The 15,131-nt window shown below is 59.7% G+C and carries 8 protein-coding genes; 6 read left to right on the forward strand and 2 right to left on the reverse strand.

What is annotated here, in order from left to right:
• Positions 1-180: 180 nt before the first annotated feature.
• Positions 181-1,587, reverse strand: a complete 1,407-nt coding sequence (gene glnA, locus FGA82_RS11960) for a type I glutamate--ammonia ligase (RefSeq protein WP_007909254.1) — start codon at positions 1,585-1,587, stop codon at positions 181-183.
• 328 nt (positions 1,588-1,915) lie between these two features.
• On the opposite strand from glnA, the gene thiI reads away from it, so the two are divergent.
• Positions 1,916-3,370, forward strand: a complete 1,455-nt coding sequence (gene thiI / locus FGA82_RS11970) for a tRNA uracil 4-sulfurtransferase ThiI (protein WP_141127231.1) — start codon at positions 1,916-1,918, stop codon at positions 3,368-3,370.
• A 139-nt stretch (positions 3,371-3,509) separates the two neighbouring features.
• Complete coding sequence (gene typA, locus FGA82_RS11975; protein ID WP_038359982.1) at positions 3,510-5,330, forward strand: translational GTPase TypA; 1,821 nt, start codon at positions 3,510-3,512, stop codon at positions 5,328-5,330.
• Between the two features lie 219 nt (positions 5,331-5,549).
• Here typA and FGA82_RS11980 read toward each other — a convergent pair whose 3' ends face one another.
• Positions 5,550-5,987 (reverse strand): YkgJ family cysteine cluster protein, encoded by a 438-nt coding sequence (locus FGA82_RS11980; RefSeq protein WP_038359983.1) that lies wholly within the window; start codon positions 5,985-5,987, stop codon positions 5,550-5,552.
• A 260-nt stretch (positions 5,988-6,247) separates the two neighbouring features.
• Between FGA82_RS11980 and FGA82_RS11985 the strand changes: the two genes are divergently transcribed.
• From FGA82_RS11985 to FGA82_RS12000, 4 genes are all read left to right on the forward strand, one after another.
• Positions 6,248-8,698, forward strand: coding sequence for a glycogen/starch/alpha-glucan phosphorylase (locus tag FGA82_RS11985; protein ID WP_141127232.1), 2,451 nt, complete (start codon positions 6,248-6,250; stop codon positions 8,696-8,698).
• 167 nt (positions 8,699-8,865) lie between these two features.
• Positions 8,866-12,450: a DUF2339 domain-containing protein gene (locus FGA82_RS11990; RefSeq protein ID WP_141127233.1), complete on the forward strand. Its 3,585-nt coding sequence runs from the start codon at positions 8,866-8,868 to the stop codon at positions 12,448-12,450.
• A complete protein-coding gene (locus FGA82_RS11995; RefSeq protein WP_141127234.1) occupies positions 12,447-13,811 on the forward strand; it encodes a DUF3999 domain-containing protein in 1,365 nt (454 codons plus the stop codon). Before FGA82_RS11990 ends, FGA82_RS11995 begins: the two co-directional genes overlap by 4 nt.
• A gap of 309 nt (positions 13,812-14,120) precedes the next feature.
• Entirely contained in the window at positions 14,121-15,131 is a 1,011-nt protein-coding gene (locus FGA82_RS12000) for a class 1 fructose-bisphosphatase (protein ID WP_141127235.1), read from the forward strand.

Here is a 15,131-nt window from a genome sequence, read left to right on the forward strand (position 1 = left end):
CACGCTCTGCGTGGGTACGCCTCAAGGGACGCTCCGCGTCCAGTGACGCGGAGCGTCACGGGCTGCCTTCCCACGCGGAGCGTAGGAACGATCAGCATCACGTCATAAATGGCAGGCAATAAAAAAGGCCTCCCGAAGGAGGCCTCTTTCACTCACGCCACTTACCGCGGCGCTACCGGATCAGCAGCTGTAGTACAGCTCATATTCCAGCGGGTGTACGAAGGTGCGAACCTTGATTTCTTCTTCCGATTTCAGCGCGATGTAAGCGTCGATGAAGTCGTCGGAGAACACGCCGCCCTTGGTCAGGAACGCGCGGCCCTTGTCCAGCTCTTCCAGGGCTTCTTTCAGGCTGCCGCAAACTTGTGGGATCTCTTTCGCCTCTTCAGGCGGCAGGTCGTACAGGTTTTTGTCAGCAGCGTCGCCTGGGTGGATCTTGTTCTGGATACCGTCCAGACCGGCCATCAGCAGAGCTGCGAAGGCCAGGTACGGGTTGGCAGCCGGATCCGGGAAGCGGGCTTCGATACGGCGGGCTTTCGGGCTCGACACGTAAGGAATACGGATCGAAGCGGAGCGGTTGCGAGCCGAGTAGGCGAGCATCACTGGAGCTTCGAAGCCTGGTACCAGACGCTTGTAGGAGTTGGTCGCCGGGTTGGTGAAGCCGTTCAGGGCCTTACCGTGCTTGATAATGCCGCCGATGAAGTACAGAGCGGTATCGGACAGGCCGGCATAGCCTTCACCTGCGAAGGTGTTCTTGCCGTCTTTCCAGATCGACATGTGTACGTGCATGCCCGAACCGTTGTCGCCGTACAGTGGCTTCGGCATGAAGGTCGCGGTGCGGCCGTATGCATCAGCAACGTTGTGCACAACGTACTTCAGGGTTTGGGTTTCGTCGGCTTTCTTCACCAGGGTGTTGAATTTGACGCCGATTTCGTTCTGGCCGGCAGTCGCCACTTCGTGGTGGTGAACTTCAACGGTCAGGCCCATTTCTTCCAGTGCGTTGCACATGGAGGTACGGATTTCGTGGTCGTGGTCGAACGGTGGAACCGGGAAGTAGCCGCCTTTGACGCCTGGACGGTGACCCTTGTTGCCGCCTTCGATGTCCTGGTCGGACATCCACGAACCTTGCTCGGAGTAGATCTTGAACATCGAGCCGGAGATGTCCGACTTGAATTTCACCGAGTCAAAGATGAAGAACTCAGGCTCTGGACCGGCGAACACAGTGTCACCGATACCGGTGGCTTTCAGGTGTTCTTCGGCACGCTTGGCGATCGCACGTGGGTCGCGGTCGTAGCCTTGCATGCTCGAAGGTTCGATGATGTCGCACACCAGGATCAGGGTGGCGTCTTCGGTGAACGGGTCGAGAACGGCAGTTTCGTCAACCGGCATCAGGATCATGTCGGAGGCTTCGATGCCTTTCCAGCCAGCGATGGAGGAACCGTCGAACATCTTGCCGACTTCGAAGAAGTCTTCATCCAGCGCATCGCGAGCCGGCATGGTCACGTGGTGCTGAGTACCTTTGGTGTCCGTGAAGCGCAGATCAATCCACTTGACGTCATGATCTTTGATGAGTTGAACCGTCTTCGACATATGTCCTCCGGGTGGCTTCGGGCTTGGTAGTGGATGCCCTTGAATTTGGTTGATGCCGGCGCGAATACTCTGCCAAGGCAACCTGCCTCACAAGGGAGCAAATTGCATGCCAGTGCCCCAGCATGGGTTTTTTGCCCCAAATTCACGCTTATAAAGGCTTCAAACGCCTGAACGCTGGAAATCTCGCCCTCTAATGTAGCGTCTTGATTCGAAAATGACCTGTTTTGGTGCGTGCAAAACCTTCTGCACATTAACTGGTTAAACCTTGAGCAATTTCCGCTATAATCCGCGCCCCCCTTTTTCGGCTGGCCGTTCGCGCGCTGTTTTCATGAAACTAATCGTAAAAGTCTTCCCCGAGATCACCATCAAAAGCCGACCTGTCCGGACGAAGTTCATCCGCCAGTTGGCCAAGAACATCCGCACCGTGCTCCGCGACCTGGACCCGGCCGTGGTGGTGAACGGTGTGTGGGACAATCTCGAGCTGGAAACCCGCGTTACCGACGCCAAAGCCTTGAAAGAGATGGGTGAGCGCCTGACCTGCATGCCGGGCATCGCGCACTTTCTGCAGATCGACGAATACCCTCTGGGCGACTTCGACGACATCACCGAGAAGTGCAAACAGCACTACGGCGCAGCACTGGCCGGGAAGATTTTCTCGGTGCGCTGCAAGCGTGCCGGCAAGCACACCTTCAGCTCGATGGACGTCGAAAAATACGTCGGCAGCAAACTGCGCCGTGAGTGCGGTGCTGCCGGGATCGACCTGAAAGCGCCGGAAATCGAAGTTCGTATCGAAGTTCGCGACAAACGGTTGTTCGTCATCCACAGCCAGCACAACGGCATCGGCGGCTACCCGCTCGGCGCCCTGGAGCAGACGCTGGTATTGATGTCCGGCGGCTTTGACTCGACCGTTGCGGCCTATCAGATCATTCGTCGCGGCCTGATGACGCACTTCTGCTTCTTCAATCTGGGCGGTCGTGCCCACGAATTGGGCGTGATGGAAGTCGCGCATTTCATCTGGAAGAAGTACGGCAGCTCGCAACGCGTGCTATTTGTCAGTGTTCCGTTCGAAGAAGTGTTGGGCGAAATTCTCGGCAAAGTCGATAACAGTCATATGGGCGTCGTATTGAAGCGTATGATGTTGCGCGCGGCGTCCAACATCGCCGACCGCCTGCAGATCGAAGCGCTGGTGACCGGCGAGGCGATCTCCCAGGTATCGAGCCAGACCTTGCCGAACCTGTCGGTGATCGACTGCGTGACCGACAAGCTGGTCCTGCGTCCGCTGATCGTGGCGCACAAGCAGGACATCATCGACACGGCCAACGAGATCGGCACCGCCGATTTCGCCCGGCACATGCCGGAATACTGCGGGGTCATTTCGGTCAATCCGAAAACCGCCGCCAAACGCGGTCGCGTTGAACACGAAGAGAAAGAATTCGACATGGCAGTCCTCGAGCGTGCGCTCGAAAACGCCAAACTGGTGCCGATCGATCGGGTGATCGACGAATTGGGCCAGGACGTACAGATTGAAGAAGTCAGCGAAGCACTGGCCGGCCAGATCGTGATCGACATCCGTCACCCGGATGCCGCCGAGGATGAGCCGCTGGAACTCGCTGGCGTAGAAGTACAGACGATGCCGTTCTACGCAGTGAACGCTCGTTTCAAGGAGCTGGATCCGACTCGCCAGTACCTGCTGTATTGCGACAAAGGCGTGATGAGTCGCCTGCATGCTCACCATTTGCTCAGTGAGGGGCATGCCAATGTGCGCGTTTATCGACCGAGCTAAGTGCCCGGGGCTGTTTGCCTGTGGCCTGCGTCACCGGCCCCCCGACACCGCCGTCAAGCTGTAACGGCCATGCCGGACACTACTGCTAATCGCTGCCAAGACTTGTCAGCAAACCGAATCCTCTGATCGAGATACACAAGTGATCGAAAATCTACGCAACATCGCCATCATTGCCCACGTTGACCATGGTAAAACCACCCTGGTAGACAAACTCCTGCGTCAATCCGGCACTCTGGAGCGCAACGAGCTCAACGACGAGCGCGTGATGGACTCCAACGACCAGGAAAAAGAGCGCGGTATTACCATTCTGGCGAAAAACACCGCCATCAACTGGAACGGCTACCACATCAACATCGTGGACACCCCGGGCCACGCCGACTTCGGCGGCGAAGTTGAACGCGTAATGTCGATGGTTGACTCCGTTCTGCTGCTGGTTGACGCTCAAGACGGCCCTATGCCGCAAACCCGCTTCGTGACCAAGAAGGCTTTCGAAGCCGGCCTGCGTCCAATCGTGGTGATCAACAAGGTTGACCGTCCAGGCGCGCGTCCGGACTGGGTTCTGGATCAGATCTTCGACCTGTTCGACAACCTCGGTGCTACCGAAGAACAACTGGACTTCCAGGTTGTTTACGCCTCGGCCCTGAACGGCATTGCCGGTCTGGATCACACCGCCATGGCTGAAGACATGACCCCGCTGTACCAAGCGGTAGTCGACCACGTTCCGCCTCCGGCTGTTGACCGTGATGGCGCGTTCCAGATGCAGATCTCCGCTCTGGACTACAACAGCTTCCTGGGTGTTATCGGCGTTGGCCGTATCGCTCGTGGCCGCGTCAAGCCGAACACCCCGGTTGTAGCGATCGGTGCTGACGGCAAGCGCCGTAACGGCCGTATCCTGAAACTGATGGGTCACCACGGTCTGCACCGCATCGACGTTGAAGAAGCTGCAGCAGGCGATATCGTTTGCATCAGCGGTATGGACTCGCTGTTCATCTCCGACACCCTGTGCCACCCGGACACTGTCGAGGCGATGAAGCCTCTGACCGTTGACGAGCCAACCGTTTCGATGACCTTCCAGGTAAACGACTCGCCATTCTGCGGTAAAGAAGGCAAGTTCGTGACGTCCCGTAACATCAAGGACCGTCTGGACAAAGAGCTGCTGTACAACGTTGCACTGCGCGTTGAAGAAGGCGACACCGCTGACAAGTTCAAGGTTTCCGGCCGTGGTGAGCTGCACCTCTCGGTACTGATCGAAACCATGCGTCGCGAAGGCTTCGAAATCGCTCTGGGTCGTCCGGAAGTGATCATTCGTGAAGTTGACGGCGTCAAGCAAGAGCCGTTCGAAAACGTGACCATCGACATTCCTGAAGAAGCTCAGGGCAAGGTCATGGAAGAGATGGGTCTGCGTAAAGGCGACCTGAGCAACATGGTGCCGGATGGCAAGGGCCGTGTGCGTCTGGAATACAACATCCCTGCTCGCGGTCTGATCGGTTTCCGTAACCAGTTCCTGACCCTGACCAACGGTGCTGGCATCCTGACCTCGATCTTCGATCGCTACGACACCGTCAAGTCGGGCCACATGTCCGGCCGTCAGAACGGCGTTCTGGTTTCGGTTGAAACCGGTAAGGCACTGACCTACTCGCTGGAAACCCTGCAGGCTCGTGGCAAGCTGTTCGTAGAACACGGCCAGGAGATCTACAACGGTCAAATCGTTGGTCAGAACAGCCGCGACAACGACCTGGGTGTAAACCCAACCAAAGGCAAGAAGCTCGACAACATGCGTGCTTCGGGTAAAGACGAAACCATCGCTCTGGTTCCACCTGTTCGCTTTACCCTGGAACAGGCTCTGGAATACATCCAGGAAGACGAGCTGTGCGAAGTTACTCCTAAGTCCATCCGTCTTCGCAAGAAGATCCTGGACGAAAGCGAGCGTACCCGCGCTGCCAAGAAAGCCAAGAACTGAGTCATTAGTTCAGGCTGAATGAAAACGCCCCCGGTCGCGAGACCGGGGGCGTTTTTGTTTGTCTGGGGTTCAGGCGGTATTTGTGCTGGCTCCATCGCTGGCAAGCCAGCTCCCACAGGGTTTTGGGTCGTATATAAAATATGTGTACGACCACAATCATTGTGGGAGCTGGCTTGCCAGCGATGGCGGCCGATCAGCCGCCGAAAACCTCAGGGCCGATCAAAACTTCTCGATCGCGCGGAAATTCTGCTCGCGCACCACTTCCTTCGGCTTATAAGCGCAATACCCCGGCCGCGGCCCGATTTTCGGGTGATTGCGGCAAGTGTCCGGGCGCTTGTCATAAATGGTGCACAGGCGGCTCTTACGATCCAGGTAGTAGCAATCGTTGTTGCTCATGCGCTGGAGGGTGAAGATGCCGGACTTCTGATTGAAGCGCTCGACCAGGCCTTCCTTTTGCAAACGCTTGGCGATGTTCTTCGGCGGGTCACCGAGTTCGAATTCGTCGACCACACCGATGCGCACCAGATCCTTGATCTTCACCTCAACCGGCAGCGTGCAGCAGCTGGACACGCAGGAACCGCACATCGGGGCTGAGTATTTTGCCCACGTATCGAGACGATCGATCTCGGCGGCGGCAATCAGGTTGGGCTTCATCATCGGGAGTTACCAGGCGTGTGTGCATCAGGGCGCGCGATCATACCGGGACTGGTGGATTTTTGAACAACCTTTCGCCAGATTTTTTCTGCGTGCAGGCACATTGCCGGACAATTCGGCACGGCCCCTGCATTCATTAGCTCATCCGCCAGGGTAATGCCGGGCTATCTCACAGTCTCGGGAAATACTGCCGAACCAGAGCCTCGACCGTCGGTCAGACCGTCTAGGCTCAGACAATTCCCCGCTCGCTCGAGGTCCTATCGATGACTCAAGAACCACTAGTTCGCGAAGCAGAGGTGGCCGCATTCCGCGACGCCGTCCTGACCAAACTCACCTACGCGGTGGGCAAAGACCCCGATCACGCCTTCGATCATGACTGGTTCGAAGCCATCGCGTTGGCTGCGCGCGATCACATGGTCGAGCACTGGATGGACCACACCCGGCAGATCTACCGCAAAGGCCAGAAACGGGTGTACTACCTCTCGCTGGAATTTCTCATCGGCCGTTTGCTCTACGACAGCCTGAGCAATCTTGGTCTGCTCGACGTCGCCCGTGAAGCGTTGACCGAACTCGGCGTTGATCTGGAACGCATCCGTTTGCTGGAGCCCGACGCCGCGCTTGGCAACGGCGGCCTCGGTCGTCTGGCGGCGTGCTTCATGGAAAGCATGTCGACCCTCGGCATCGCCGGCCACGGTTATGGCATTCGTTATGAACACGGCTTGTTCCGCCAGGCCATTGTCGATGGCTGGCAGCAGGAGCAGACCGAGCACTGGCTGGATTTCGGCAACCCGTGGGAGTTCGAACGGCCAGAGGTCGTCTACTCAATCGGCTTCGGCGGCAGCGTTGAAACCGTCACCGACGTTTCCGGCAAGTCCAAACAATTCTGGTCGCCGGCAGAGACCGTCCGCGCGATTGCTTACGACACACCGGTGGTCGGCTGGCGCGGGGCGAGCGTCAACACCTTACGGCTGTGGCGTGCTCGCGCCATGGAAGACTTGCACCTGGAGCGCTTCAACGCCGGTGACCACTTGGGCGCCGTCGCCGAAGTGGCCCGCGCCGAAAGTATCTCCCGCGTGCTCTACCCGGCGGACAGCACCGAAGCGGGGCAGGAACTGCGCCTGCGCCAGGAATACTTCTTTGTCGCCGCTTCGCTGCAGGATTTGCTGCGTCGTCACCGCAACATGCACACCTCGGTGTTGACCCTGGGCGATCACGCGGCAATCCAGCTCAACGACACCCACCCCTCGATTGCCGTCGCCGAATTGATGCGCCAACTGGTCGACGTCTACGACGTAGCGTGGGATGCGGCATGGCAAGTCACCGTCGACACGCTGTCGTACACCAACCACACGCTGCTGCCGGAGGCGCTGGAGACCTGGCCGGTGGGCCTGATGGAACGCATGCTGCCGCGGCACATGCAGATCATTTACCTGATCAATGCCCAGCACATCGATTCGCTGCGGGCCAAAGGCATTCACGATTTCGACGTGCTGCGCGCGGTGTCGCTGATCGAGGAAGACAACGGTCGACGCGTGCGCATGGGTAACCTCGCGTTCCTTGGTTCGCATAGCGTCAATGGCGTGTCCGGGTTGCATACGCAGTTGATGCGTAAAACCGTGTTCGCCGAACTGCACAAGCTCTACCCGGAGCGGATCAACAACAAAACCAACGGCATTACCTTCCGCCGCTGGTTGTATCAGGCTAACTCTGAACTGACTTCGATGCTGGTCGATGCGCTCGGCCCGGACTTGCTCGACAACCCGGAAGAGCGCCTGCTCGATCTCGAGCCGTTCGCCGAAAAAACCGCGTTCCGCAAAGCCTTCGCCGAGCAACGCCTGCACAGCAAAAAAGCCCTGGCCTATCTGATTCACGAACGCTTGGGCATTGCGGTCAATCCTGCGGCGATGTTCGATGTGCAGGTCAAACGGATCCACGAATACAAACGCCAGTTGCTCAACCTGATGCACACCGTGGCGCTGTATCAGGCGATTCGCGCTGAGCCGGAAGTCGACTGGGTGCCACGGGTGAAAATCTTCGCCGGCAAAGCAGCGGCGAGTTATCACCAGGCCAAACTGATCATCAAGCTGACCAACGATATCGCTCGGGTGGTGAACAACGATCCGACCGTGCGCGGGCTGCTGAAAGTGGTGTTTCTGCCCAACTACAACGTCAGCCTGGCGGAGAGCATCATTCCAGCGGCGGACTTGTCCGAGCAGATTTCCACCGCCGGTTTCGAGGCCTCGGGCACCAGTAATATGAAGTTCGGCCTCAACGGCGCACTGACCATCGGCACGCTGGACGGCGCCAACGTGGAAATGTGCGAACGCATCGGTGCCGAGCACATGTTCATTTTCGGCCTCAGCGCGCAGCAGGTGGAAGCGCGTAAACATAACCACGAGTTCAGCGCCTTGCCGGACATCGCCGCGTCCCATCGTTTGAACGACGTGCTGCAAGCGATTCGCAGCGGGGTGTTCTCGCCGGACGACACTTCGCGCTACACCGGGTTGATCGATTCGCTGGTGGATTACGACCGCTTCCTGGTCTGTGCCGACTTCGACTCGTATTGGGAAGCACAGAAACGCGTTGAGGCGCATTGGCACGACTCGAACAACTGGTGGCGCTCGGCAGTGCTCAACACGGCGCGGATGGGCTGGTTCTCTTCGGACCGGACGATTCGCGAGTACGCCACGGATATCTGGAAAGCGCTGGAGTAACTTTCCGTTCGGCTCGATATAATCGCGTGCCGGAAAAGATCGCAGCCTTCGGCAGCTCCTGCACAGGTGTTCACATAACCCTGTAGGAGCTGCCGCAGGCTGCGATCTTTTTGGGTCAGGCTGCGCTAATCTTCCCGGATTGGCCTTCGCGCTTAGGGATATCGACCATGCAATGGATGTTCATGTTGATCGGGCTGGTGCTCGGCTGGCTGCTCGACGAGTCGTTCAGTGATGCGCTGTTGGGCGCATTGCTGGGGCTGGTGATCGGGCAGACGATCCGCATCGCGCGGCTGGGCTCGCAGGCGATGGAGCAGCAACGTCAACTTGAGCAGGCGAAGGTCGCTTTGCAGGGCGTCGAACAGCGCCTGTTTCTGCTCGAAGGTGCACCGGTTCGTTCCGCGTCGCCACCGACCGCGGCGCCAGTGACCGAGCCCGTCGTAGAGCCGGTCAAAGTCGCCGAAGAAGCCCCGGCCCCCGAACTGGTCTGGGAACTGCCGCCCGCACTCGAACCGATTTCCGCCGTCGCCAGTGAAACCAGTCAACCACTGCCTGCTGATGTGTGGCGCCTCGACGCCGTCACGCCCGAGCCGTCAAACCCCGCCGAACCTCGTGGCCCGAACCTGATCGAACGCGGCATTAGTGCTGCGCGTAACTGGCTGTTCGGCGGCAACACCGTGCTGCGCGTTGGCGTGGTGTTGTTGTTCTTCGGTCTGGCGTTCCTGCTGCGCTACGCCACCGAAGGCATGGTCGTGCCGATCGAATTGCGTTACGCCGGTGTCGCGGCCGCGGCGTTGGGCTTGCTCGCGCTGGGCTGGTGGCTACGCCGGCGCAACAGCAATTACGCGTTGATGCTGCAAGGCACAGGGATCGCGGTGTTGTACCTGACGGTGTTTGCGGCGATGCGTCTGCACCCGTTGCTTGATCCGTCCGCCGCGTTGGGGTTGCTGGTCGCTGTGACGGTGTTCTCGGCGATTCTGGCGATCACTCAGGATGCTTTGGGGCTGGCGGCTGCGGCGGCGTTGGGCGGTTTCGCCGCGCCGATCCTGACCTCGACCGGCGCCGGCAACCACGTCGCGCTGTTCAGCTATTTCGCACTGCTCAACGCCGGCATTCTCGCCATCGCCTGGTTCAAGGCCTGGCGTCTGCTTAACCTGATCGGCTTCGTCGGCACCTTCGGCATCGGTTTCGCCTGGGGCCTGCGTTCGTATGCGCCGGAGCTGTTGTGGAGCACTGAACCGTTCCTGATTCTGTTCTTCCTGATGTACCTCGCCATCGGCTTGTTGTTCGCCCGGCGCAAATTGCTCGACATGCCCGATGCCCCGGCGGAGGGCGATCGCGAAGCGCTGCTGCAGTGGTCGGCGCGCAAAGGCGATTATGTCGACGGGACAATGCTGTTCGGTCCGCCGATTATTGGCTTCGGTTTGCAGTTTGCGCTGGTACAGCATCTGGAATTTGCCGCAGCGTTCAGTGCGCTGGCGCTGGGCATGATCTACATGGCGCTGGCCAGGGTGTTGATGGTCGGGCGCGCGGTGCTGCTGGGTGAAACCTGTCTGGCGCTCGGGGTTATTTTTGCCAGTCTGGCGATTCCGCTGGGACTGGATGCGCGCTGGACCTCGGCGGCGTGGGCGGTGGAAGGTGCGGGGATTTTCTGGCTCGGCTTGCGTCAGCATCGGCCGTTTGCCCGGGCCTTTGCCTTGTTGCTACAACTCGGCTCCGCGCTGGCGTTCCTCAGTCAGTTGCGGCTTGGCGAGAGCAGTCTGCTTGACGGTGCGCCGCTGGGCGCGCTGATGCTGGGCATTGCCCTGCTGTTCAGTTTCGATCAATTGCGCAAGGCCGCGCCGGAACAAGCCTCGCCTTGGGAACGCCAGGGTTTGCCGGTGTTGGCGTCTCTGGGCCTGACCTTCCTCTATCTGCTGGCGCCGCTGTTCTTCTTCGTGCAGGCCACGGCAATCAGTTGGGCGCTGGCCGGGTTGGCGACTCTGTTTGTCGGTCTGCGGATTCAATCGCGTACGTTCCTGTTCAGCGCATTTGCCGTGCAGCTGCTCGGTGGTGCGTTGTTCCTGCTACGTCTGCAAGGTGCCGGAGAAGACTCCGCCGCAGTGTTCAGCGCCGGCTGGAGCGGTTTGCTCAGTGCTTCGTTGATCGGTCTGGCGTTGATCGCCGGCATGCTGGTGGCCGCTCGCGATGAAATGGTGCGCGGCGATGTGCGTCTGTTGCGCGGTTTGTCGGTGGTGCTGCTGGCCGGTCTGGTGCTGATCAATCTGGCGGTGCTGTTCGTGCTGCCGTGGCAAACGGCGAGCGCAGTGTGGGCCGCCAGTGGTTTGCTGATCATCTGGTTGAGCCTGTACCTCAAGCAGCGGGTGAGTTTTGTCTTCGGTCTGCTGTTGCAGGTGATCGGTGGTGCGGCGTTTTTGTTGGCCGGCCCCGAGTTGCTCGGGCGATTGTCCAGCGAAGGTCTGAGGCCTTTGGCGCATGGCGGATTCTGGACGCCGCTGGTGTTGGGCCTGGCGGCAATGATCGGTGCCTGGCGCCTGCAACTGGGCAATCACGCTTCGGCATTTGATGCGTTGAGTTTGCAGCGCATGTCCGAAGTATTGCTGGTGTGGGGCGCGGGTTGGTGGGCGCTGGCGTGGGTTAGCGAGGTGCTGCGTTTTGCGTCGCCGAATCTGCAAGGTACGTTGTTGCTGTTTGTCGCGGCGCTCAGTGTTGCGCTGTGGACGCTGTTGTCGCTGCGCTTGAAATGGCCGGCGCTGGGTTTGCTCTGTACGTTGTTGATTCCGGCGGCTGTTCTTGTGCTGCTCGGCGCCTGGCATTCGCGTTATCACCCGGCGGCCGAATTCGGCTGGCTGGCATGGACGGCGGTATTCACCGTGCATTTCTTCAGTCTGCGCCGCTTGGCGCCGATGCTGCCGGCGCGCGCCTTGAGCGCTGCGCATGTGCTCGGCTGCTGGCTGCTGATCGGCGTGCTGGCGCTGGAGTTGCGCTACGGTCTGCTGCTGCTGTCCGAACAATACAACGCCTGGCGTTGGCTCGGCTGGGCGATTCTGCCGAGCCTGTATCTGTTGCTGGCGGCGGCACCGCGCACCTGGCCGTGGCCGGTGGCGGCATTCCCTCGCGAATACCGCTTGTATGCTGCCGCGCCGCTGGCGATGTTGATGCTGGCGTGGTTCTGGCTGGCCAATGGCGTCAGCGATGGTAATGCCGAGCCACTTCCTTACGTGCCGCTGCTCAATCCATTAGAGCTGGGTTTGTTGTTCGCATTGTTCGGCGTCTATGTGTGGTCGCGCAGTGCGATTTCGCAGTTGTCGATCCGTCAGGACTACGCCGATTACGGCACGCAATTGATTGCCGGTGTTTCGCTGTTTGCCTTCTGCACAGCGATGGTCACCCGCGCCGCGCACCATTGGGCCGGGATCCCGTTCGAGCTGGATACGCTGCTCGCCTCGATGCTGGTGCAGGCCGGATTGTCCATCGTCTGGACGCTGATGGCGCTGGGGTTGATGATCGGCGGGCATCTGCGCCATCGTCGCGAAGTGTGGCTGATCGGCGCGGCGCTGATTGCGCTGGTGGTGGCCAAACTGATTTTTGTCGAATTGAGCAACCGCGGCGGCCTCGCCCGGATCGTCTCGTTTATCGGCGTCGGCGTGTTGCTGCTGGTGGTCGGCTACTTCGCGCCGCTGCCGCCCAAACGCGTCGACGCTGACCCGGTGGTGGACAAACCGGCCCCGGACACCGAAGGAGTTTCATCTTGAGTCGCATGCAGAATCTGGCTTGGCTGGCGTTGGGCGTGGTGATAACTGCCGGCGCCCAGGAAAAACCGGCGGACTTCGCCACGCAAGTGCCACTGTCGGTGAGCGGCAACGGTCCGTGGTATCGCCTCGAGTTGCCGTTGAACGTGCAATTGCAGGCGCGCCAGACCGATCTCAGTGATCTGCGTGTGTTCAACGCCGCCGGCGAAACGCAGGCTTACGCCTTGGCGCGCGAATCGGCGCAAACCCGCGACGACGGTCAGTTGCACGAGGTGAAGTGGTTCCCGCTGTACAACGCCGCCGATGCCAGCGAACGCGCGCCGAACGTGCGGGTGCAATCGACCACTAACGGCACGTTGGTCGAGGTGCAGCCGTCCAGTCAGTTGGAGGCGGGTGAAGAAGTGCTGCGCGGCTGGCTGCTCGATGCCAGCGCGATCAAAGCGCCGTTGCAGCAACTGATCCTCGACTGGACCAGCGAGCGCGACGGCTTCCAGCGTTTCAGTATCGAGGCCAGCGATGACTTGCAGCACTGGCAGCCGTGGGGCGAAGGTCAGGTCGCCCGACTGACTTTTTCCGATGAGCGCATCGAGCAGCATGAGGTGACGCTGCCGGGGCAATCAGCGCGCTATGTGCGGTTGCTGTGGGAGTCGCCGAATTCGGCGCCGATTTTGACGGCGGCACAATTGAAAAGCAGTGATCCGCGCGATTTGCCGCTGCCATTGGTCTGGTCGCAGGCATTGGCCAGCAGCAGCACCAAGGCCGGGGAATACACCTGGCAGTTGCCGATGGGGCTTAATGTCGAGCGGGTGCAGGTCGAAATCAAACAACCGAACAGTCTGGCGCCGGTGACGCTGGCAGGGCGTCGTGAAAGCAGTTTGCCGTGGCAGACGCTGAGCAGCGGTTTGCTCTATCGCCTGACGCAGAATGGCCAGGACGTGGTGCAGAACGAATTGCAACTTTACGGGCAGACCGTGCAGCAGTTGAAGCTGGCGGTGGATGAGCGTGGTGGCGGTCTGGGTGAGCAGGCGCCGAGTTTGAAATATGCGGTGCGTGCGACTCAGGTGATCTTCCTCGCGCGGGGGGAGGGGCCTTACAGTTTGGCATTGGGCAATTCGAGCGTTAAAACGGCGAATCTGCCGTTGGCGACGCTGATTCCGGATTTCAAACCGGAGAAACTGGCGTCACTGGGCAAGGCGTCGGTGCAGGGTGATGCGGTGGCTACGCAGACTTCGACAGCGACCACGGCGGCGGTGGCGCAGACCAATTGGAAGAAGATTGGGTTGTGGGCAGTGTTGTTGCTGAGTGTGGTGTTCCTTGGGGCGATGGCGTTTAGCTTGTTGCGCAAGCCTCCTGCCAGTTCCTGAGAATGGCTGTCGCTGCGCGCCATTCGCGAGCAAGCTCGCTCCCACAGTGGATCTGCGTCGTTCAAAAATCCAGTGTGGGAGCGAGCTTGCTCGCGAAGGCGGCTTCTCAATCAATACATAACCGAAGCCGATCACCTTCGCCCGATTTCGGACTACGCTAAACCCGCTACCTGAACTCTCCACCGACAATCACGTCTCATGCAGGCAATTACACCCCAACGCACGTTACCGGGCGTCTTCGCTCGCTACGTTTTCAGACTCCCTGTAAACTGCGCGGGTTTTTAGCCCCCCATTCCACCGGAGCCGTCCATGTCCCGCGTTACCCTGAGTCGCTATTTGATTGAGCAGACCCGCAGCAATAACACTCCTGCCGATCTGCGTTTCCTGATCGAAGTGGTCGCGCGTGCTTGCAAAGAAATCAGCCACGCCGTGTCCAAAGGCGCCCTGGGCGGTGTTCTGGGCAGCATGGGCACTGAAAACGTCCAAGGCGAAGTGCAGAAGAAGCTCGACGTGATCTCCAACGAGATCCTGCTCGAAGCCAACGAATGGGGTGGTCACTTGGCCGGCATGGCGTCCGAAGAAATGGACAACGCCTACCAGATCCCGGGCAAATACCCGAAAGGCGCATATCTGCTGGTATTCGACCCACTGGATGGTTCGTCGAACATCGACATCAACGCTCCGGTCGGCACCATCTTTTCGGTACTGCGTTGCCCGAACGAATACCTGAGCCAGAACGAGCCGCTGAACGAGAAAGCGTTCCTGCAGCCAGGCACCCAACAGGTTGCCGCCGGTTACGCGATCTACGGCCCGCAAACCATGCTGGTACTGACTCTGGGCGACGGCGTCAAAGGCTTCACCCTCGATCGTGAAATGGGCAGCTTCGTGCTGACCCACGAAGACATCACCATTCCTGAATCGACCCAGGAATTCGCCATCAACATGTCCAACCAGCGTCACTGGGAAGCCCCGGTACAACGTTACGTTGGCGAGTTGCTGGCCGGTGAAGAAGGTCCGCTGAAAAAGAACTACAACATGCGTTGGGTCGCGGCGATGGTTGCCGACGTGCACCGTATCCTGACCCGTGGCGGTCTGTTCATGTACCCGCGCGACAGCCGTGAGCCATCCAAGCCAGGCAAACTGCGTCTGATGTATGAAGCCAACCCGATGTCGTTCCTCGTGGAACAAGCGGGCGGCGCGTCCACCGACGGTCACCAGCGCATTCTCAACATCCAGCCTGAAGGCCTGCACCAGCGCGTAGCAGTGTTCCTCGGCTCGAAAGAAGAAGTCGCACGCGCGACGGCCTACCACAAGGAATAA

The organism is Pseudomonas fluorescens (genome assembly GCF_005938625.1).
Lineage (GTDB): Bacteria > Pseudomonadota > Gammaproteobacteria > Pseudomonadales > Pseudomonadaceae > Aquipseudomonas > Aquipseudomonas fluorescens_BD.